General features: G+C 34.8%; 20 protein-coding genes and 1 riboswitch. Of the genes, 9 read left to right on the top strand and 11 right to left on the bottom strand.

Annotation, left to right across the window (positions count from 1 at the left end; all coding sequences use genetic code 11):
• Positions 1-473: 473 nt before the first annotated feature.
• The 4 genes from FJQ98_RS10275 to FJQ98_RS10260 all read left to right on the top strand — a co-directional run bounded on the left by FJQ98_RS10275 (position 474) and on the right by FJQ98_RS10260 (position 4,384).
• Positions 474-1,247: a class I SAM-dependent methyltransferase gene (locus FJQ98_RS10275; RefSeq protein WP_082339606.1), complete on the top strand. Its 774-nt coding sequence runs from the start codon at positions 474-476 to the stop codon at positions 1,245-1,247.
• Positions 1,248-1,528: 281 nt separating this feature from the next.
• The gene (locus FJQ98_RS10270) at positions 1,529-2,653 is read left to right on the top strand and encodes a DUF418 domain-containing protein (RefSeq protein ID WP_053592969.1); all 1,125 of its coding nucleotides are present in this window, start codon (positions 1,529-1,531) and stop codon (positions 2,651-2,653) included.
• A gap of 130 nt (positions 2,654-2,783) precedes the next feature.
• Complete coding sequence (locus tag FJQ98_RS10265; protein ID WP_241774486.1) at positions 2,784-3,782, top strand: sensor histidine kinase; 999 nt, start codon at positions 2,784-2,786, stop codon at positions 3,780-3,782.
• Complete coding sequence (locus FJQ98_RS10260; RefSeq protein WP_053592967.1) at positions 3,779-4,384, top strand: response regulator transcription factor; 606 nt, start codon at positions 3,779-3,781, stop codon at positions 4,382-4,384. The genes FJQ98_RS10265 and FJQ98_RS10260 overlap by 4 nt, the downstream gene beginning before the upstream one ends.
• A gap of 57 nt (positions 4,385-4,441) precedes the next feature.
• On the opposite strand, the gene FJQ98_RS10255 is transcribed toward FJQ98_RS10260, so the two are convergent.
• The 6 genes from FJQ98_RS10255 to FJQ98_RS10235 all read right to left on the bottom strand — a co-directional run bounded on the left by FJQ98_RS10255 (position 4,442) and on the right by FJQ98_RS10235 (position 9,939).
• Positions 4,442-5,800: a PepSY-associated TM helix domain-containing protein gene (locus tag FJQ98_RS10255; RefSeq protein WP_053592966.1), complete on the bottom strand. Its 1,359-nt coding sequence runs from the start codon at positions 5,798-5,800 to the stop codon at positions 4,442-4,444.
• A gap of 390 nt (positions 5,801-6,190) precedes the next feature.
• The gene (locus tag FJQ98_RS10250) at positions 6,191-7,210 is read right to left on the bottom strand and encodes a 2,3-butanediol dehydrogenase (protein ID WP_053592965.1); all 1,020 of its coding nucleotides are present in this window, start codon (positions 7,208-7,210) and stop codon (positions 6,191-6,193) included.
• Positions 7,211-7,227: 17 nt separating this feature from the next.
• Positions 7,228-7,836, bottom strand: coding sequence for a TetR/AcrR family transcriptional regulator (locus tag FJQ98_RS10245; protein WP_053592964.1), 609 nt, complete (start codon positions 7,834-7,836; stop codon positions 7,228-7,230).
• A 372-nt stretch (positions 7,837-8,208) separates the two neighbouring features.
• Positions 8,209-8,391: a hypothetical protein gene (locus FJQ98_RS10240; protein ID WP_053593021.1), complete on the bottom strand. Its 183-nt coding sequence runs from the start codon at positions 8,389-8,391 to the stop codon at positions 8,209-8,211.
• Between the two features lie 61 nt (positions 8,392-8,452).
• Entirely contained in the window at positions 8,453-8,575 is a 123-nt protein-coding gene (locus FJQ98_RS27180) for a hypothetical protein (protein WP_277815919.1), read from the bottom strand.
• Positions 8,576-8,605: 30 nt separating this feature from the next.
• Positions 8,606-8,796: riboswitch (cobalamin riboswitch) on the bottom strand.
• Between the two features lie 954 nt (positions 8,797-9,750).
• Entirely contained in the window at positions 9,751-9,939 is a 189-nt protein-coding gene (locus FJQ98_RS10235) for a hypothetical protein (RefSeq protein WP_143114590.1), read from the bottom strand.
• An 857-nt stretch (positions 9,940-10,796) separates the two neighbouring features.
• Here FJQ98_RS10235 and FJQ98_RS10230 point away from each other — a divergent pair.
• On the top strand, positions 10,797-10,958 hold the full coding sequence (locus FJQ98_RS10230) for a YjcZ family sporulation protein (protein ID WP_075807161.1): 162 nt from the start codon (positions 10,797-10,799) through the stop codon (positions 10,956-10,958).
• A gap of 380 nt (positions 10,959-11,338) precedes the next feature.
• On the opposite strand, the gene FJQ98_RS10225 is transcribed toward FJQ98_RS10230, so the two are convergent.
• Positions 11,339-11,479: a hypothetical protein gene (locus FJQ98_RS10225; RefSeq protein ID WP_158002961.1), complete on the bottom strand. Its 141-nt coding sequence runs from the start codon at positions 11,477-11,479 to the stop codon at positions 11,339-11,341.
• Between the two features lie 112 nt (positions 11,480-11,591).
• On the opposite strand from FJQ98_RS10225, the gene FJQ98_RS27530 reads away from it, so the two are divergent.
• From FJQ98_RS27530 to FJQ98_RS10210, 3 genes are all read left to right on the top strand, one after another.
• Complete coding sequence (locus tag FJQ98_RS27530) at positions 11,592-11,795, top strand: DUF5367 family protein (protein ID WP_425492700.1); 204 nt, start codon at positions 11,592-11,594, stop codon at positions 11,793-11,795.
• Between the two features lie 59 nt (positions 11,796-11,854).
• Complete coding sequence (locus tag FJQ98_RS10215) at positions 11,855-12,217, top strand: VOC family protein (RefSeq protein WP_053592962.1); 363 nt, start codon at positions 11,855-11,857, stop codon at positions 12,215-12,217.
• 515 nt (positions 12,218-12,732) lie between these two features.
• Positions 12,733-13,665: a C40 family peptidase gene (locus FJQ98_RS10210; RefSeq protein ID WP_075807160.1), complete on the top strand. Its 933-nt coding sequence runs from the start codon at positions 12,733-12,735 to the stop codon at positions 13,663-13,665.
• Between the two features lie 115 nt (positions 13,666-13,780).
• Here FJQ98_RS10210 and FJQ98_RS10205 read toward each other — a convergent pair whose 3' ends face one another.
• Both FJQ98_RS10205 and FJQ98_RS10200 read right to left on the bottom strand, forming a co-directional pair.
• A complete protein-coding gene (locus FJQ98_RS10205) occupies positions 13,781-15,166 on the bottom strand; it encodes a UDP-N-acetylmuramoyl-tripeptide--D-alanyl-D-alanine ligase (RefSeq protein ID WP_053592961.1) in 1,386 nt (461 codons plus the stop codon).
• Between the two features lie 148 nt (positions 15,167-15,314).
• A complete protein-coding gene (locus FJQ98_RS10200) occupies positions 15,315-16,709 on the bottom strand; it encodes a UDP-N-acetylmuramoyl-tripeptide--D-alanyl-D-alanine ligase (RefSeq protein ID WP_053592960.1) in 1,395 nt (464 codons plus the stop codon).
• 149 nt (positions 16,710-16,858) lie between these two features.
• Between FJQ98_RS10200 and FJQ98_RS10195 the strand changes: the two genes are divergently transcribed.
• Positions 16,859-18,064: an ATP-grasp domain-containing protein gene (locus FJQ98_RS10195; RefSeq protein ID WP_053593020.1), complete on the top strand. Its 1,206-nt coding sequence runs from the start codon at positions 16,859-16,861 to the stop codon at positions 18,062-18,064.
• A gap of 109 nt (positions 18,065-18,173) precedes the next feature.
• On the opposite strand, the gene FJQ98_RS10190 is transcribed toward FJQ98_RS10195, so the two are convergent.
• Together FJQ98_RS10190 and FJQ98_RS10185 are read right to left on the bottom strand one after the other, a co-directional pair.
• Positions 18,174-20,492, bottom strand: a complete 2,319-nt coding sequence (locus FJQ98_RS10190) for a YheC/YheD family protein (RefSeq protein ID WP_143114588.1) — start codon at positions 20,490-20,492, stop codon at positions 18,174-18,176.
• A gap of 156 nt (positions 20,493-20,648) precedes the next feature.
• The gene (locus FJQ98_RS10185) at positions 20,649-21,080 is read right to left on the bottom strand and encodes a hypothetical protein (protein WP_053592959.1); all 432 of its coding nucleotides are present in this window, start codon (positions 21,078-21,080) and stop codon (positions 20,649-20,651) included.
• Positions 21,081-21,323: the final 243 nt, after the last annotated feature.

Below are 21,323 nucleotides of genomic sequence, written 5' to 3'. Positions count from 1 at the left end.
CTCCATTTGTTATTGTTCCCGCATGGCCCATAATTGTATTTAAATGCTCTGGTAATCTTCCAAATCTAGAAGTTCTGGGTTGTTGATTAGGGTAAAAGAAAGGTTGCTCCCTTCTACCTCGAATAGGTGGGCCAAAACTTTGTCTATTTCTTGGTGGTGGGAATGGTCTCATTCTAGAATTAGGCGGATAAAATGGCATCAATTCACCCCCTATCAGATATCTTTTAACTAGTATATGTCTGTATTTTTTTATTGTTTAGACTATCGGAGAAGTTGCTGAAAATTAATATACATATGTATTGTGCAAAAAATATTGAAATCTAATGATTTATTATTCTACCTCTAATAGATATTACGATACCATCAAGGCAATAAAATGAAACTTTAATCAAGAGGAGTTTTCTTCATCCCCACTGATTAATCGGGCTTTTACGGGCTGTTTTTACGGGATAAATTTACCTCTTCTTATTGTAATGACAACTTTGTGCAGGAACCATACTATTTTTAATTTCATATTATACAAAAATACGACTAAAGAAGGGATTCTGATTCAAAATTCAAAATATCTAGATTTTCTGTCCAAATTTGGTGTTGGAGGGGCACATCCCGGTGGTATAAATCTAACAAAGGAAATATTCAAGACCGAGAACATTAGCAAAATGTCTCACATTTTAGATATAGGATGTGGCACAGGACAAACCGCTGCCTATTTAGCTGACAAATATGAAGCAAAAGTAACTGGTATAGATATCAATTCCATAATGGTCGCAAAGGCGCAAAGAAGAATGAAAAAAAACCGCTTACCCGTAAAAATAATTCAGTGCTCTATAGAACAAATACCATTACCGGATAATACATTTGATTTTATTATTTCTGAATCTGTGCTTTCTTTTGTCAATAAACCTAATGCCCTAAAAGAAATCTTTCGTTTATTAAAGAATGGCGGTCGGTTTATTGCCATTGAATTTACTATTCATCAACCACTTGAAGAGAAAATTGAAAAGGAAATCAAACAGTTTTATGGATTTGATTCTTTCTCAATGAAAAAGGATTGGATATCTTTCTTAAAACGGGCCGGTTTTAAAAATATTCGTATACAAAAAAACAAATCCATCTCCTCAATACCTGAATTTCATTACTCGAAGGATATTAAACATGAACTTTACGAAGTAATGGATAAACATTTTGATATGAACTTAAAGTATGAAGGGGTTTTCGACTATAGAATTTATTCATGTACTAAATAGTTTAAAAATAGTAAATGACTTCTACTTCAAGCCTCCATTGCAAGTGTTTTTGCATGCTTCAAAAACGAATGGCAGTTAAGTTTTTTTCAAAGACGTTACTGTTAAGGAAATAAATATTCAAAATCAGCAGCCAAAGCGTTGCTGTTTTTTTGTTTTCTTAGCTCTTGATACACTATAAAATGACACCTGTCATAAAGAACCTTTGACTGGTGTGAATATGTTTTTTCTTTGATTTTCCATATGATTTTAGTAAGAAAACAAAGAAAGAGTGATTTGAAATTATGCAAAATAATCAAAGGCTACCGTTAATTGATATTTTAAGAGGTTTTGCAGTATTAGGGACACTTGGCACAAATATTTGGATTTTTGCTTATCTCGGTGAAGCATCAGCTATTATGACAAATAATTATTCAGGCTGGTGGTCATTTAATGACTTTTTAAAAATGTCCGTTTTATTTTTAGTAAACGGCAAACTACTTGGTTTGTTAACGATTATGTTTGGAGTCGGTCTAGAATTAAAATATCAGCAGTCCATTCGAAAAGGAAATGCTTGGCCAGGTATGTATATTTGGACACTGTTATTTTTATTTGCGGAAGGGCTTATCCACTTTACTTTGGTAATGGAATACGATATTTTAATGAGCTATGCTGTGACAGGGATCATCGTTGCCATTATCGTCAAAGTTGGTGATAAAGCGATAAATCGTTGTTTATATGTGTTCGGTGGTTTTCATGCAATTATGATTCTTTTAATTTTATTAAGTACATTGCAAGGCAATGTACTCTATGAAATCGATTCAGTTGTTTCACTTTATCAAAGCGGCACTTGGTTTGAGCAAATACAATATCGTTTAACACATTTTCTTTACTATAGAGCAGAAGCAATCTTTATTATTCCAATGAACATCTTTTTATTTTTACTTGGGGTTAAATTTATGCGTAACGGTGTATTTTCTCAAAGTGAGCATGGCCGCCAAGTACGAAAAAAGCTATTCTCTATTGGTATTTATATTGGGATACCATTGAATCTTCTTATTTTTATACCTGGAGGAATTTTTGATTTCCCAGTTCGTTATTTATTTGCACCAATCCTATCAATTGGTTATATTGGTATATTAGGTAAGCTAATAGAATACAAGAAGGTAGATTGGTTATGGAAGAAGCTTGGAGACGTTGGCAAAATGTCTTTAAGTTGCTATGTCCTGCAAAATATTATGGCATCCGTCATTTTCTATGGCTGGGGCTTAGGTTTAGGAGGAAAGCTGAATAGCATTGAGATTATTGCCATTTGGATTACCCTTTCCATTCTACAAATTTTTATCGCCCATATGTGCATAAAGCACTTTCATTTTGGTCCATTAGAATGGGTTCGTAAACACACCATTCAAGCTGTCACACGTAAATAATCATTAAGGGCTGGTGTAGCATATAAAAATTTACCCAAGAGATCAGGCAAAACAATATTTAATCATAGATGTAGTATCGCTCATTTTTTTATTCACCATGGTATTAGGTTCGAATTCTCCATTACCATTAATGGCTAAAATCACTATCCTTATCTTATTTTTAGTAGCCTTCTATATTGCTTTATGGTTTAAAGATTGGCGTTTACTGTTAGCTTCTTTACTAGGCTTTACACTTATTATCATACTGGGTATTTATGAAGGATCTGCAATGTTAGTCTTTGGATTTACATTTGCTGATTTAATTGGTAGAGCTAAAACTAAGCGGCATATTGCAGTAGGAATGATTGCAATTGCCTCTATGTTTTTTATCGTTATTTGGTTTGAATCTGAAACATCTTTCACATTGAAAACCGAAGTTTTAATACCTATTATGATCATTCAGCTACTATTTCCAATGTTAATTTATTATGTGGAAAAATCTAAGAAATTACAATCAGAATTAACAGAGGTAAATACTCAGCTTGTGCAGCAAGAAGAAAGACAACGTATTGCGAGAGACCTTCACGATACGATTGGTCATACATTGACGATGATTAAAATAAAAACCGAACTAACAACAAAATTAGTCGATAAAGATACAATGCGTGTTAAAGATGAGCTAAATGAGATTTTAGCAACAACGCGGACAGCGCTAAAGCAAGTAAGGGAATTAGTCTCCGATATGAATTTTATTTCGTTGGAAAGTGAGCTAATACATTGTAAGCAGCATTTACAAACAGCAGATATCTCCATAAAAATAAAAAATAACTGTCCAAAGCTGCTACTAGCTAGTGTGGAGGAAACGATGCTGTCCTTATGTCTTCGGGAAGCAACTACAAATATTATTAAACATAGTCAAGCAAAAAAATGCCAAATAGATATCAACTATATTAATGGAATTTTAAAGATAAACGTTGTGGATGATGGTATCGGCTTACATAACCAAGGGCATGGAAATGGACTATCATCGATGAAAGAACGAATGAATGCCCTTCAAGGAAATGCTTCCATTGACAATTTCCCGACAGGCGGAACGATTGTGACATTAACAATGCCTATCCAACACTATAAAAAGGAGCCAACTACATGATAAGAGTACTATTAGCAGAGGATCAACAAATGTTACGTGGCGCCTTAAATTCCTTATTGTCGTTTGAGCCAGATATAGAAGTGATTGCAGAAGTTTCAGATGGTCTAAAAGCGTGGGAATATATTCAACATGAGCTACCCGATGTTTGTGTATTGGACATCGAAATGCCAAATCTTACCGGTCTTGAACTTGCTGAAAAAATAAGACAGGCAAATTTACCGTGCAAGGTGATGATTGTCACTACTTTTGCACGCCCTGGCTATTTACAAAAAGCGATGGATTGTGAGGTACAAGGTTATTTATTAAAAGATGAACCGATCGACTATTTAATTGAAACAATAAGGAAAGTGATGAAAGGTGAAAAGGTCGTCAGCAGAGATTTAGCTGCCACGTTGTTTATGAAGGAACAGAATCCATTGAATGAACGTGAAATTGCTGTTCTGCAGCTTGTTAAAGAAGGCCTCTCAACAAATGAGATTAGTAAAAAATTATTTTTAACGAAAGGCACTATTCGAAACTACTTATCCACCTCTATTCAAAAGCTACAAGTCGAATCAAGACAACAAGCAGTCCAAGTCGCCAGTGATAAAGGGTGGCTTTAAAAAAGAAAAGCGATACTGTGTTCCTCTTCTATAAAGGATACAGTATCGCTTACTATTTTAATTGGCTTCTTTTTTATTTTTAGACACCAAATTTATGATTATTTCAATCAGTACGACAGCAATTAAAGAAAGTCCAAATAATGGCATCAGTATACCTAATATAATCATGAAAATGATAAAAGGAATGGAAACCTTTTGAGAGATTTTAGGTGGTGCAGATAGAATACCTTTTTTCTTTCGTAATAGCCATGTTCTAACTCCCCAAACAATAACCACTAAAAATGCTAGACATACTAGTAAATTGATTAATTTATTTGGCCAGCCAAACAAATGACCTTCATGTAAAGGAATTCCCCAAGTGAACCATTTGGCAAGAATACCATAGTCCTCATAGCCAACTTTGTCTATAAATTTCCCGCTATATTGATCAAAATACATTGTCGTTTCATCATCCGGACTAACATCAAGACCTGTGACACCTGTGTTACTAGATTTTGCAACCGTATAGACTCCATCTTCACTAGTAGGATAAATAATAGCGTATGGTTTTGAAATATTCATTGCATCAATTTCATGTTGTAGCTTTTCCACACTTAGTTGGTTAGGGTTCGCAACATAGCCCATATCTGCCCCCATACCGTGATGGGCTGCATGTCCTGAATCTGACGTTGGAGGGGTTTCTTGACGAGTAGCCCAAGGAATCTCACTTACATCAGATGTAGGCGGCTGTTGCTGCAATAATGGCGTTCCGAAAGATGGATGATCTTGTGAAGCTTGGTAAATATATTTCCCCATAAACGCAGACCATGGTAAGCCTGTGAAAATAATAACAAGCATCGGAATCGTAATAATTGTCCCGACAAGGGCATGAAATTTTCTGCTCTTTTGACGTTTGTTTGTCTGCTTTGTTTTCTTTAGTAGTCTTGCTTTAAACGTCATGTAAATGCCTGAAAGCATTAGAAAAATAGCCCAGCACGCAGCTAATTCGACTAAATAATTGACAACCGTCCCACCAATAAATAAGGAACTATGGGTATTTCTCATGATATTTGCAAATGTGTAATCAGCATCCTGACCACCAATAATTTGGTTATGATCATCTAAGAACACATATTTCTCTTTGCCATCTGCATTTTTCATCGATAAACGTGTATTGTATGGCTCTTCTAACTCTATAATTTTGTTTGTTTTATAGCCAGCATATGATTCTTCCGCAAGTTTAACAGCATCATCAATAGATTGTACCTCGGTTTTTCCACTTTCACCAAAAAAGTATTTATCATATAACTGATTTTCAACATTGGTATAAAATAAAAAACCTATACCACTTAGTGTTAGTGAAATAAGAAGTGGAGTAATAAATAGTGCTGCATAAAAGTGCGTTCGCCAAAAGCTTTGGTAAAGCTTGTTTTTCATGTTGAATTCTCCAATCTATAATAATCAATTTCGCCTTGGCGTAATTGCGTCCGGATTTTGAATTGTGGACGCACAATTCTTCCTTTCAAAATCCGTGACATCCGCCGGAGGCATTATCTTCATTCAGTAGATGTTTGGGTATCCACTGAAAGATATCCACATCTGTATTCTTCCATCACCTCTAGAGATGGAAGTTTTAATAAAAAAACATTTACTGAATGAAGATAAGCGCAAAATAATTATATAGTTAAAAAGTGAAATAAGTATGAAGTACTAGGGATTATTTCATGACAATTATATGTATTCCTATTAATATAATAAGTTTATAAGAAATAAAGAGTAGCCAAACGCAATCATTTTCAAGTTTGGCTACTCTACTTTTCTATAATATTACAAATTCATATTCACAAGAATTTTGCATTGGCTACGATCTTTTGCTAGTGCTTCAAAGCCCTTTTCCACAATATCATCTAAGCTAATTTGACTTGTAATAACGGCATTTCCATCAATAACGCCGCGTGCAAGTAAGCGAATGACTTCTGGGAATATATTAACGTAAGCAAATGAACCACTAATTTTCACTTCTGGTGAAACGACTGCGTTAGGATTGAATTCAACAGGTCTTTCCCAAACACTGACGATTTTGAATTCGCCACCTGGATGTACAGAATTTACCCCATTTGTAAATGTAGCTTGAACACCAGCTGCGTCATAGGCTACTTCGACACCACCATTTGTTTTTTCACGGATAAAGGCAGCTGCATCTGTTTCAATTGGATTAATGACATAAGTTGCACCTAACTCAAGTGCTTTTTGACGTCTTTCATCTGAAACTTCTACAACAAAAATTTCACTAGCGCCCGCTGCTTTTACTGCTTGTAAAACTAATAATCCAATTGGACCAGCACCGAAAATTGCTGCTGTATCGCCAAGTTTTAGCTGACTTTGACGCACTGCATGTACGGCAACCGCTGTTGGTTCGACAAGTGCCCCTAGCTCTAAGCTCATATTATCTGGTAATTGATATACATTTTCTTCTCTGATAACTGCATATTCAGCAAAACCACCAGAAATTGTATATCCATATGACTGTCCTTTTTTACAAAGATTTAAGTAGCCACGTTTACAGTTATCACATTTTCCACATGGAATTGGTGGTTCAACTGCAACGCGGTCACCTACTTTTGTATGTGTCACACCGTCCGCAACTTCAACAACCACACCTGCAAACTCATGCCCTAGTACTGGTTGTATACGGAATGGATAGGCACCCGCTACGTATTCATGCATATCACTGCCACAAATACCTGCAAATTCAACTTTTACTTTGACCATTCCATTTTCTAATGCTGAAAGTTCTGCTTCTTCGACACGGATATCTTTTATTCCATAAAATTTTGCTGCTTTCATTGTTAAAACCTTCTTTTTCATTTTTTTGTCTTAAGACCATCTAATACGAAGCTTACTGCAAGATCTGCTATATATTCAGGAGTTGTATCGAACGAAGAACGATTTAAAAATGGATTATTAAAGGAGAACATTAACGTTCCCATAACAAAATTTATTGCTATATCAATCGATTCAAAATCAATTATCTTTTGCTCTTTACAGGCTACTAAAATAGCGCGAAGTTGCTCCCAAGATGGTAAAAAAACATCCTTTAGCATTTCTAATCTAGGACTATTCATGACGATCTCTTGCTGTAAAATATCAATCAATTCGTGTTCATTAGTTCGATAAAGGACGAAATTTCTGCAAAAGCTTTTGAGCGAATCTAATGAATCATTCAAGTCATAATTTGCATTCATAAAGGTGTGGCGAAGAGGTTCAAATAAAGCATTAAAAACATTTTCTTTCCCACCAAAATGATATGAAACTAAGGCAAGAGAAACATTCGCCTCATCACAAATTTGCCTTACAGTTGTCCCATTATAGCCTCTTGAAGAAAACAGGGATTTTCCGGCCTTTAAAATTTGCTCCTTTACTTCTTTATTTTTCTCGTTTTGCACATCTAATTTTTTATTGAAGGGACTCACCTCTTTTTGAACAAATGTTCAAAACAACTGTTCAAAACAGCTGTTCAACAAAATCTTACCCCTGTGTTTTTAGTATGTCAATCATTTAGCATGCTGTTATATAATCTCTCCAAACGAGGAAATTTTTTCATTAAAAAAGCTATTTAATGTTCCGCAAAATAGTGAACATTAAATAGCCTATAAATTTTATTCCGCTTTAACGGGCAGTAATTTATCTGTACCGAAAGCGGAGCGTCAGGTACAAGATTCCCATCTCCAAATTCAGCAAAAGCAAATAGGTTAGGTAGGATTATTAACTGCCGGTAAAAGCCCGATTGGTGAAGACTAATAATCAGTGGGGATAAAAACCCCCTCACTGATTATAGTTTCACTTTATCCAATTAGTTCTTTCATCACATTCGTATACGCCGTTAAAATATCATTTTTATGAACAGCATCCTGCCCTACATACTGTTCAACTAATTCTCTTAATGTTTGAGAAGCACTTGTATACTGCGTTTCCATGATTTCAAATTTTAACAGACTTTCATAATACTCGATTACTTGTGGATTCATGTGTAACACTCCTTCATTTTTAGCATAAAAAAACATCTTTCCCTCTACAGAAAGATGTCTGTTATGACAAATACACGACATAATACGGTGATTGCCATGGCGAAAAAAGCTTTCTATTAATAATAGAAGCTACCTTTGTAGCAATCATCGTACTATGAGCATGCAGGAGAATTTCTCTAGTCACACTCAACACCCCCTATCCTCGTAGGTTTTTTGGTTGTACTAGATAAAGGCAGGTCTCCTGGCTTATGTTCATCACACCTTTCACCTTCCCATTACAATGCGTAACAGTGGTCTTTTGAAACGTGCTCCCATTTACAGTTGCGGGACAGCGTCGGATTTGCACCGATCTTCCCTTTTAAACAAATCGAATTTATGATTTGTACCTCTATCTTATTATTCCGTTTTTATTATTATACCATAAAGGTTTGTGTACACGGACACTATCCTAATAGATTACTAATATCTATTGTAATGGAGTTAATTTTTTAAAAAGTCAATTTAGTCATTCTAGTAACTTGATATTACTTTTTCATTTTTTTACAAAACAAAAAAGAGGAAATCTTCCTTCATAAAAAAAGACTACAGCAAAATACTGTAGCCCTTCCGCTACCTTCCACAGTAGCTTTTTTCATTTTCTCGTCTCGAAAAGAAGTTAAAAAGTGGATATAGATAAATATTACCATATATATTTTAAACTTTAAATACAGAAGAAAATACGGAAGAATGTTACAGTGATTAATAATCCTCAGTAGCTTTCACAACAGCCATATACCCTTGACCTCGTTTATAACCCTTACTAGGTATTTTCGCTACAATTTTCATATCAACATTTCCATCTAATAATGCTTGATAAACTTTGTCAAATGAATTATCTCTATGAAAGTATACATACCACGAATCAGAATATCCACCATCAACAGATGTTAATCATGGATAGTTAATGAATAAGCTTCTAAGATATTTAGACACGCTCGCCTCGTTTTTTCTTAACCGAGATGTGTGTTTGTTGCTCCTCACACATTCTTCTCAAATCAATATTTGTAAATATGTTACACTTTAACGAATAACTGATTATTCTTTAACTAAAGAAAAGGGCAGTAATTTAAGACTACAACAATAAGGTGGGACAAACGATGGGAGTATGGATAGGTCAAATAGTAATTTTCCTTATATTATTAACTATGATTTATGGGGTTTATTATGCTATTCGATTAACTATCTCTATTGTAAAAAAATATAAAGATGATATTTAAATCAATGGTGCAATTTTGACATAGCCATCAAGATAGGACTTGCGTGTATGATTGCTTTTCAAATGCGCAAGTCCTTTTGTTCTACTGTACTCTACTTACAGCATTAGTCTGTAACAGGAGGGAGTAAATCGACCTGTGCGAGCCAAATAGGTGCAATTGGAACGATTTCCTCATCAGTCACAATGGCAACATCATTGAAGACTTCAAACAGTTCCTCACAATGTTCAAAATACATATCAGCTAAAGGTTCTCTATGCTCCATAACAATTGCTTTGAGTTGCTTCTTCTCCATATCAACCTCCTTGCCATCACCAAATCCCTCTTTCAATGCAATTATTTGTATATTGTTTTGATGAATTACCAGTTGAAGGGTTTTTGGCACTTTATGGCGTGAAATATACAATCGAACCGAAATATCCTCCCATTCGTAACAGTCGTCTTTATCCCAGTAGCGCATGTCTACGATGGTACGTATACCTTCGTCTAGTTCGTTATAAAGGTCTTCCACAGTCTTTATGGTGCGCTTTAAATTTTGGTAGTAAGCATCATAGCTTTCTTAGCTGTATTTTCGGAAAACGTATTACTACGACCACCAACCATTTCTCCGCCTTGGTTATGTGGAGGCAACAACTCCCATTCACGATTTTTTAATTTCTTCTTATATTGTTCATATTCAATCCAATATTTCTCGATGTTCTATATTTCGCTATGCGATAACGTAGGCGTGTGCAAGCACCTACCTTGTTTGTTAATTTACTTAAAAGTAAGCTACAGTGTCGTAATTCGCTATAGCTTTTATTTTTAATATATTTCACAGACTAGTCACTATTCAAAATAACTTTGACTTCATAATAATAGTAATGTAAAGCCATTATCCTCCTTTTGTTTTAAGGGTCACTCCAATCCCAAGTGACCTTTTTTATTGTCTTGATCCCACAAAAACTCAACTTGATTAATTATTTTTCAAATTTCTAAAGTAAGGGAAGTATTGATTAGAGCAATTTCGCCTTGGCGTAATTTCGTCTGGAGACTTTATCCTCATTCATCTCACCACCTGCAGAGGTGGGAGTCTTCTGCTGAATGAAGATAAATACCTCCTCTCTTTTCTACAGCTAACATATTATATATTGTAGAAAGGAGGGATTTTTTATGGGATACTATGGAAATATAGGTAACTTTAACAATTGTTATTCCTGTGGCTGTGACGGTGGCTATAGGCGTGGCCCTGGTTCATCATTCGCTCTACTCGTTGTTCTATTCATCCTTCTAATTATTATCGGCGCTACTTTCATAAATAGAGAACACTGTTAACATTTCAATACTAATAATCTTCACGCCTTTAACACCTCTCTTATGAAAAAGGGTCACTCCCATCCTGGTGACCCTTTTAATTGTTTCTTTCGTCAAAATGTTCCGCAACAAATTTAAGGATTGTATCGAATAACGGATAAATTTGTACTTCTAACTTTTCTAATTGTTATCTTTACTCGCGGTACTCTTGGATATATACAGAACAGCAATATGTTACTTGTTAAAGTTAAAATAAGACTTTCCTTCAACTGGTTAAGAACAAAAAATAAGAATGAAACTTGAAGCATGAATAGTTGATTGAAAAATACAATGATGCGGCATTTTACATAGTAAATCGGAACAACAAATAAACTTAAATATTTACAAAATCATTTCTCCTTTTAATTAAGATCAAGAAGGCAATATGCCACATCTTGATCTTTAATAATTTCAGGATACTCTTTTGCTAATTTACCATCTATTTTCGAAAATCTATTCAGCATTTCGCCTTTTCTCCCCACTGCTTCGACTAAATGGGGCAATACTTTTTTATCCTTGAAGAACCTTTCCTCATGATGCTGCTTGTATTTTAGCTATTCCACTCATTTGGGTAGTAACAATACCTATAAAAAAATATAGGACACAGAGCGATTACTGGTCGCAATCTGCATTGCATTACCCGGAATGCTTATCGATGCAATCGTATTATTATTTTTTGACAACATTTTCCTGAATTTATCGGCTGATTTAGACCGTTTTTTTGCCTCATGGCTGTTAAGGGCTTACTCCTTAATATTCATTACTAGTTTTGTTAAGGCTTCATTCGTGAAGAAAAAAACTATTCATTCGTCAATTTGAAGGATTTGGCATTATTATTCTAGAAGTAAGTATCGATCTGAATTAAAGGAGTTGAAAAAATGGTTATAGGCTTACATCACGTTCAAATAACAATTCCAAAAGGTGAAGAAGAAAAAGGGAAACAATTTTACTGTCAAGTATTAGGACTAAAAGAAGTTGAAAAGCCAGATTCACTTAAAGGACGAGGTGGATTTTGGTTACAAATCGGCAATAAAGAGGTACATGTAGGGACAGAAGATGGCTTTGATAGATTAACGACAAAGGCTCATATTGCCTACCAAGTTGAAAATATAGAACAGTGGAAAAAGGCATTAGCCGAACATCATATAGAAATTTTCGACGCAGTTCCTATTCCTCATTTTGAACGCTTTGAATTTAGAGATCCGTTCGGTAATAGAGTGGAGATGATTCAGGAAATTTAAAAAGGTCCTCTACAAATTTAGAAACAGTTGAATAGAAGTTAATTTCTATTCAACTGTCATGCTGTAAAAAAATTTTTTGTGAAATAAAGTATAAATCTTCGGCAAATCAACTTATCCACATGACCGACGTTTTAACAAAATGTCATCCAACTTTTTAATTTTATCGGAACACTTTTACGTTTTATCGCCCAACTTTTCAGTTTTATCGACTAACTTTCGCGTTTTATCACCCAACCTATGAATTTTATCGACATCTGCCTTCCACTGCTTTGAAAGGATTGTACTGCCTCTCTGACCTTTCATTTCTACAAACACTTCACCCAACTGAAACATTTGTAATAAAACTGTAAATTAAGGCGATGAAGCCTTTTATATCAGGTGTTTACAGCGATTTCCCATTCGTCATGGTAACATTTACCTCAAAGAAGCCCTACTTTTTCATGCTACGATTAATTCCAGTGGAAATCCAAAACAGGATTAAACTTAGCAAATAGCTTCAGGAGGAATTTAACAACATGAATAAACGATTTTTAACAACAACATTAGCATTGACGATAGGTTTTAGCACAGTGGGGATGGTACAACCAACTATTCACCCTATAGAAGTAGAGGCAGCAACAACAAATGCCCTGAATAACGCACAAGCAGTTAATGCGAAAGCAGATCAACTAATTCAAACTGGGAAAAGCTTAATTGGTAAGGCGACATACAGCAATACAACATACAAGGCTACATATCCTTATAAATTTTCTTGTGCATCATTTATAATGTATATTTTCGAGAAAAATGGTGTCGACCTTGCGACTTATAATGAAGATTATATGATACAACAAGGAACACCCGTTAACAGAAATCAATTACAAAAAGGTGATTTACTTTTCTTTAAGAGTAAAAAAACAGGAACAGATCCTGATCATGTGGGCATGTATATTGGCAACAACAAAATGATTCACATGGCTGATACGAAGCAAAATATCGTTATTTCGGATCTAAACGGTAAACCATATTATACAGATAATTATGTAGGTGCCCGTAGAGTATTACCTACATTACTTTCAGCTAATCCTGCAACAAAAGGCGATAAAATTGTTGAAAACGCCTTTAATTATAAAAATAAAGTAACTATGAGCTCTACAAATAATGAAGCAAGTCTTCGCTTTACAGCGCCAGGATATGTAGACTTTATCTATCGTAAGAGTGGAATTAAACTTGGTACAACCAATTTAAAGGAACAAATGAATGTTGGCACAACGGTTTCACGTGCCAATTTAAAAAAGGGTGATTTAGTGTTCTTCAATAGTGTTAAAGGCTCTAAAAACCCTTCACTAGTAGCTATTTATGCAGGAGATCATCGTCTTATCATTCCAAGCTCTAGTGGTATTACTACAAGAGTACTAATGGTTGACTATTATAAAGAGCATTATATTACAGCAAAACGTGTTTTTTAAGAAAGTTTACTAGAATCATTTCAAACACTTCAAATTTGAGATGACCAACAGAATTACATGTTTTATAGAGTATATAGAAAAAAGAAGCTTTCCTTAAAGGAAGCTTCTTTTTCTATTATTTATTTTTTAACTGATTTGCAAAATCAATCATAGATTTGCTAGACATCGGACCTTTAATAAGTACAATGGTTTCACTATCAAGCTTAGGCTTTAGTACATCTAAAACGCCTATAACGTCTTGAAAAATATGAACGTCTGCCTTCGTACCTTCTTTCAACGCTTGATTCGCTATATTTTCTGCTCTTTTACCAATAGTAATAAGCGTATCAACATTTCTTTCCGCGACCAATGTGCCAATCTCTCGATGATATTTTTCTTCGAAACTACCTAATCGCTTAATGTCACCTAAAATAACAATTACTTTTTTCCCTTTTCCAATCGTATCTAAAACCTTTAGTGCTGCTTCAACAGAAGTCGGGTTATTTGTCCATGTATCATCTACTATCGTACTTTCACCGATGCCTGTAGAAATCTCTAAGTGCCGTGCCATCGCTTTGAACGTTTTTAATTGCGAAATAGCGACAGCAATGGAAAGTCCCATTTCCTTTACCGCAGCTATAGCCGCTAATGCATTATATACTTGGTGCTCTCCGTATCCTGGAACAAATACATTGTACTGGACATTTGACACTTTTAGTACAAATTTCATGCCACCTTTTGCGAATTGGATATTCGTAGCTTGATAATCTGAATTTTCGTGAACGCCAAAGGTAATGATCTTCCCTTTAAATTTATGCAAGGGGATCTTTTTAGTGTTTTCATCATCACCATTAATGATTAACGTGCCATCTTTTTTTATTCCTTCTAAAATTTCTGCCTTTGCTTTTATATAACCATCAAGGTTTATACATCCGTCTAAATGATGGACACCGATATTCGTAATAATACCAATCGTCGGCTGATAGATCATACATTGGTGTTTAATATTCCCTATATTCCCCAAACCTAATTCAAAGATAGCTGCTTTTGTTTTCTGATCGATCCCAGTCAAATACGGTAGGGATTGCCGTGGCTCATTTTTACTGCTTACAGATGCTTGAACATTCCATTCCTTACTAGCTATGTGTTTAATCATCTCTTTTGTTGTCGTTTTACCACATGTTCCGGTCAAAGCAACGACTGGTATTTGAAATAGATTTCTGTAATATTCAATGAATTTCCAATAGGCCTGCACAATACTCTTAACGCGAATAACGGTGGTATTCTTCAGCGATTTTTTCAATTCTTCTGATGATTTATCCGAAATGACTAGAGATGGGCCTTTTCGATCTATCTCTTGCCAGTTGATTGTATCACTTTTACTAACAAACATAAGTGTATGATTTTGTGTCAGTTCATGTCGGTTATAATAAATTGCATGCTTTACAGACCAGAGTTCAGAACCGCTTATTAATTCTCCATGCAATAATTTTCTTATATCGCTAACTCTTATATGTTGCAAGTTAACTACGCCCCCTTTCTATAAAGTATATTTCTGTATAAATGCGTTAATATATGACCATGCTTCTGCATTTCTTAGCAATTGGCTATTGGCATGCTCAATCTAGTAAATGATGAAAAATAACATTTATTTAGGTGAAAAGAAGAATCTATTCAGAAGTAGATGATTTTTTTATTTTTAAATCATCTGCCAACTTCGAAACTTCCTTACTGTACATATCTCCTTTAATGAAAAGAATAGTGTTTTCATCTACAATCTCATCTAACAATTTATAGACGCGCGTACTATTTTTAAAAATATAAACAGGTGAAGTAAGTCCTGCCTCAATGGCATGAAGCGCCATAATGCTTGCATGTTCCCCTATCGTAATGAGTACATCGACCCCAATTTCACTGATTAATTCTCCCGCTTGCTCGTGAATAATATATCCCCAAGACCCTAAATCTGTAATCGTCCCAATAACGGCAATCGTTTTCTTGCCTTCTCCGAGCGCATTCAAAACCTTTAATCCTGCCTCCAAAGAAGTGGTCGTAATATTCCATGTATCATCTATTAATATGGAATTATTGATGCCCTTAAATACTTGAAGCTGCTTATTCAATTTTTTGAATGATGGTAGTCGTTCAGCTGCCAATGAAATCGGCAAATCCATTTCATAAATAGCTGCAATCGCAGCAAGGGCATTATATACTTGGTGCTCGCCAAAACCTGGTACAAAGATTTCATAGAGTTTCTTCTTGTGATGGACGTTGAACAGCATACCATTTTCATGATAGCGAATATTACTTGCTCGAAAATCACAAGATTCATGCTTACCTACTTTAATGATACGTCCTTTAAACCTCGATAAATCTATTTTACTTGTGTTAATATCCTCAGCATTAAGGATTAACACGCCTGTGGGACTAATAATGTCCAACATTTCACCCTTTGCTTGGATATACCCCTCTAAAGTTTTACAATAATTTAAATGATGTTCCCCTATATTTGTAATAATCCCAATAGTCGGCTTAAAATATTCCCCCGCAAGTTTGATGTCTCCTGGTGAACCAACAGCAGTTTCAAAAACGGCCGCGTCGGTATCATCATCAATATTCATTAAATATTGCAAAGAAGCAGTTCTAGAGTTACTACTAAGTGGCGTGGATGCTACATTTTTGTCTGCAGAAAGTATATGTTTGATCATTTCCTTCGTCGTCGATTTACCAGAAGTACCAGTAATGGCTACGATAGGGATATCAAATTGATTGCGATAATAATTTACAAATTTCCAATATGCCTCATCTATATTATTTACTTTAATGATGATGATTTGCTCAGGTATTTCATATTGACTGTATAGTCTATCGGTTACAAGAACTATAGGATAAAATGGCTCTAAGTCTTTCCAGTTGACAATACGCTTACTCATAAAAAGTACGGTATTTGGTCTTTTCACTTGCTTTAGTCGATAAGCTCCATGTTGAATTAACACTTCCTCCGACCCTTGCACTAAATGGCCTGCAGTAATGACTGTTAAATTCTGCACCGTAAGAGGCTTCATATTATTTTCCCCTCCCTTCCACTCTAGTATATGTAACTTCTTAAAAGTTGCTTGGATGTACACGAGATACTTAACTAGAGGAAATCTATTTCTTCGCATATATATATAGTTGATTAAGCATCTAAGTAACAATAGAAGGAGTGATATACCTGAAAACGATTATATTTATCGGCACTAACAAATCTGGGTCAAGTCGCGAAGCAACAAAAGCAGCAGAAAAATTAGGTTATTTTACTGTACTTTTTACTAACAACGAAAAGCAAATACAGCAGAGAAAAGCCTACCCAGATATTCATAAAATGGTTCTTATTGATACTTCGAATATAGAAGACATGAAAGATGAGATTTATAATCTAATTAAATTCGGATTAGAAATAAAATCTATTGTTAGCTTTGTCGATCCTTTTGTCCATATTGCCTCAATTTTATGTGATGAATTTTGTGATAACTATACATCTTCAACAGCTATTGAAATGATGGAGGATAAAGAGAAAACTAGAAATTTTTTAAAGAATCAGCCTTACTCGCCTAAGTTTTTTCTTCTCAAGCCAAATGAGCCAGTCTCTAATAATTTCGAATTCCCACTTATTGTAAAATCTCCAAAATCAACAGGCTCTAAAGATGTTTTGTTAGCAAACGACTCAAGTGAACTGAACAAACACCTGAGCTATCTACGAAGCAAAAATCCTCGTGAAACACTTATGATTGAAGAATATATCGAAGGTCCGCAATATTTAGTAGAAGCACTTGTCTATAAACGACAAGCTAATGTCATCGGTATTATTGAACAAGAAATTACTCAAGGTAAACGTTTTATCATTACTGGATACGGTGTTCTCGTTAAAGCTCCAAAAGAAATTCAAAGTGGTCTTGAGGAAGTTCTCCAATCTATTGTAAAAGCGTTTAACATCGAAAATGCTGCTTTGCATTTAGAGCTTCGTTTAACAAAGAACGGCTGGAAACTTATCGAGATTAATCCGCGAATCTCAGGAGGAGCAATGAATACTATGCTTCACGCTGCTTTTGGATTTAATTTAGTGGAAGAAACACTTAAACTATTTTTAGGTGAACGCCCCGATATCAATCCAAAGAAACTAAAGTTTGTCTATACTAAATACATCATCGTTGAAAGTAAAGGTATTCTAGAAAAAGTTCTTGGAAGAAATAGAGCAACGAATTCACCAGGTGTTGTGGATGTATATGTGAAACCAAAAAGAGGGACATTGCTGACCCCTCCTTTATCGATGGGACATCGTTATGCTTATGTAATTGCGGAAGGCGCTACATTAGCTGAAGCTAAAAATAAAGCCATTAACGCCGCAAAAGAAATAAAATTCATTCTCAAAGTATCTTAGATTTAAAGTACTTTCTGAAAATGCTCTCATACGATGATTTATTTAGCTATAAAAAATATCCCGAATAATTGTCTCCTTTCAATAAGGTCAATTACTCGGGCTTTTTTATTTATTCTTGATATTTTTGATCTAAAAATTTAACCGTATCAAACATATTCGTTTTACTAGCACCCTTTACTAAAATGGTGTCGTTAGGTTTTATGACTTTCTCTAAGAGAGCATGCAATTTTTCCTTATCCAGGAAATGATAAATTTTAGAAGGATCCATCCCTTTTGCCTTCGCTGCCGCTCCCATTTCCTCCGTTCTAAAACCATAAGTGATGAATAAATCTATATCTTGCTCATAAATGTATTCACCCAATTTACGATATTCCTCTTCTCTCAAATCTCCTAATTCTCGCATTTGACCTATAATAGCAATTTTACGTTGCTTCGCTATATTTGTAAGAACGTCAATAGCAGCACGTACGCCCTGGGGATGAGAGTGAACAGTATCGTCAATAACTGTAATGTCATCACGACAGTTATAAATTGTTAATCTTCTAGGTGGTTTTTTGAAATTTAACCCTGCTTTAATATCTTCTGGACTAAACCCTAAATAATCTGCAACCGCAACTGCATTAAGTGCATTATAAACATGATGTTCTCCTAAAATTGGGATATACATAGCCATTTCCTGACCTTGCAGCTTTATTTTAAAGGTCATTCCGATATCTTTATATTGAATATCATAAGCTTTATAGTTCGCTGTGCTATGAATACCAACTGTTAAGATTTCCCCTTCAAACTGTTGTGTCTCTAAATATTTTGAATTCTCATCATCCTGATTCAGGATTAATAAACCGTTTTGGTCCATTCCATGTATTAATTCCGACTTTGCCTTGGCCACTCCTTTAATATCTCCATCAAAGTTGCCTACATGAGCTAAACCGATGTTTGTAATAATACTAATATTCGGTTGGATAATGCTACAATGGTTTGTTATGATACCTGGGTAAGCCATCCCGTACTCAAGTACAACAGCCTCATGCGAAGCATTAATTTCTTCTTTATGTTTTTTCGTATGCTCTGTTGTATTCCAATAATCTTTTGACTCAAAGATATTCCATTTTTCCGATAAAATAGAGGCAAGGAATGCTTTTGATGTCGTTTTTCCAGCACTGCCGGTAATCGCGATAATCGGTAAAGCCTTTTCTTCAGCTATATCTTTATTTTTCTTCCGTTGCGTAATTTCCCTTCTAACTTCAACTATTTCTTCATACTCCTCCTGTTGCGTAAATTCCATTTTAACTTCGGCTATTTCTTCATACTCCTCCTGTTGTGTAATTTCCCTTTTAACTTCGGCTATATCCTTATTTTTCTTATGTTGCCTAATTTCCTTTTTAACTTGTTCCTGGTTCTTAGCAAGGTACATTGCATACCTTATAGTATTAATGACCACATCTAATTCTAAATAAAAAGCAGGAGGACAACCTGGTCGCCAGTTCACTTCATACATCCAAATTTTTCTTTGCTCATCTAAGCCTACATCAATGCCAATTTCATCAATAACCTCTCCAAATTGTTCCATCTGAATTTCATCTAAATGGCGAGCCAGTGACAAAGAAAAATGCTCTAACATACGCCGAATATCATAAGCATCTTCTTTAAATTCCTGCTCTAGAAAAGGATCTAAATAATTCGTAAAACCACCATTGTTAATATTCGGTATAATCGAGCCATTTGGTGCAATCCGTGGATAAATTGTCGTTATAACCCATTTACCTTCACCGTCTTTTTGAACGTGAAGACGAAAATCATATATTTGACCGGATTTTGTTTTGGATTGGATATAAGGCTGCACGATAAAGGTGCCTGTAGTAAGTTGCCCTCTAATTAATTCATCTAGCTGTGACTTTGAACAAACAGTAGTTTCCCTATCCTTCCTTACCTCAAAGTTAGTCCTTCCTACTTTCGAAATAAAATAAATCCCTTTTCCCTTCCGGCCATCTATCGGTTTAAATACGACTTTTTTATAATAAGCCATAAAATTATGGAGTAAATCAACATTTTCCACAACCTCAGATGGAATTAAATACTTATCAAATTCCTTTGCTTCTTTAAGTCGTTTCATAACATTCCATTTATTCCCTATAGAGTAAGTTGTAAAAGGTATTTCCTTTTTCAATTTCTCAATAATGTCCTTTGATACCGATAATTTTTCGGGACTTCCTGCATTGTATATAACATCTGGGAAGGGCATCATTTTTTCATGCCAATCACCATTTTCATATACCTTTCCTCTAATGGAACGTTTATCAAAGTCAACGCTTTTTGGTGTGAAATAAAAAAATTGAGCGCCTTCTGCTTTTGCGACGGCCGCATATGCATATGACTTAATAACTGTTCTAGGATCTAGACGATGATGAAGCATTCCGATAATTGTCATCCACTAATCTCTTCCTTTCATAGGATTCTCTCACTAATAAATTCAGTCAATGAACATACATATAGACAGATGCTCTAAATATTATGTTATTTTAGCAGGTGTGTTGATTCACCATTTCAATCCAACAAATACCAATATTCCCCTATTAAAAATTCATCACCATTTGGGCTCAATGATGAATTTCCCTTTTAACATGTCAGGCTTTAATAACTGAATCGCAGATATACCTCTTAATTCAATGGATTTTTCTGTGGATGTTTTTTCTAACCTCACTACATCTGAAATTATATTCGTATCATGCCCTTCATAATCAAAAGCACGCAAAAGCGAAACAGTTCCTCGACAACGCTCCCTATCAATAGCCTCTATACGAAAAAACTCTGTTTCAAATTGCTTTACTGTATCCATTAATTTTAAATGACTGCCGTTATGTGTTATTAAAAAAAAGGGTATCGTATCACTTCCAACTATTTTCACGAGCAGCTGACCAAAATATTTAGAATGAAAATCCTTCATCACATCCTGGAGTGCTTTTATGTCGTAGAGTGCTTCACATAGAAAATGGTTTTTTCTGTTTTCACTATTCATTTCCCCAGCCCCTCCCAAGTCTTAATGAGTCATTCGTCAATTATTTTTTTAATTTATCCTCCATAAACGAGCAGTAAGACTCCTCTTCAAGATTTAAGTCAAACAAATTTTTGCCATTAACATTGAGGAAACCCCACTGATTGAAGTTTCACTTTATTCAACATCCTCTCGATATAATATGTAAAGACAAGAAATATGACGACTTTTTTCGTTTTACAAATAAAACTGGTCCTTTCGATTTAA

Source organism: Lysinibacillus agricola, assembly GCF_016638705.1.
GTDB lineage: Bacteria > Bacillota > Bacilli > Bacillales_A > Planococcaceae > Lysinibacillus > Lysinibacillus agricola.
The sequence above is the reverse complement of the archived record's forward strand: the minus strand, read 5'-3'. Positions and strand labels throughout refer to the sequence as shown.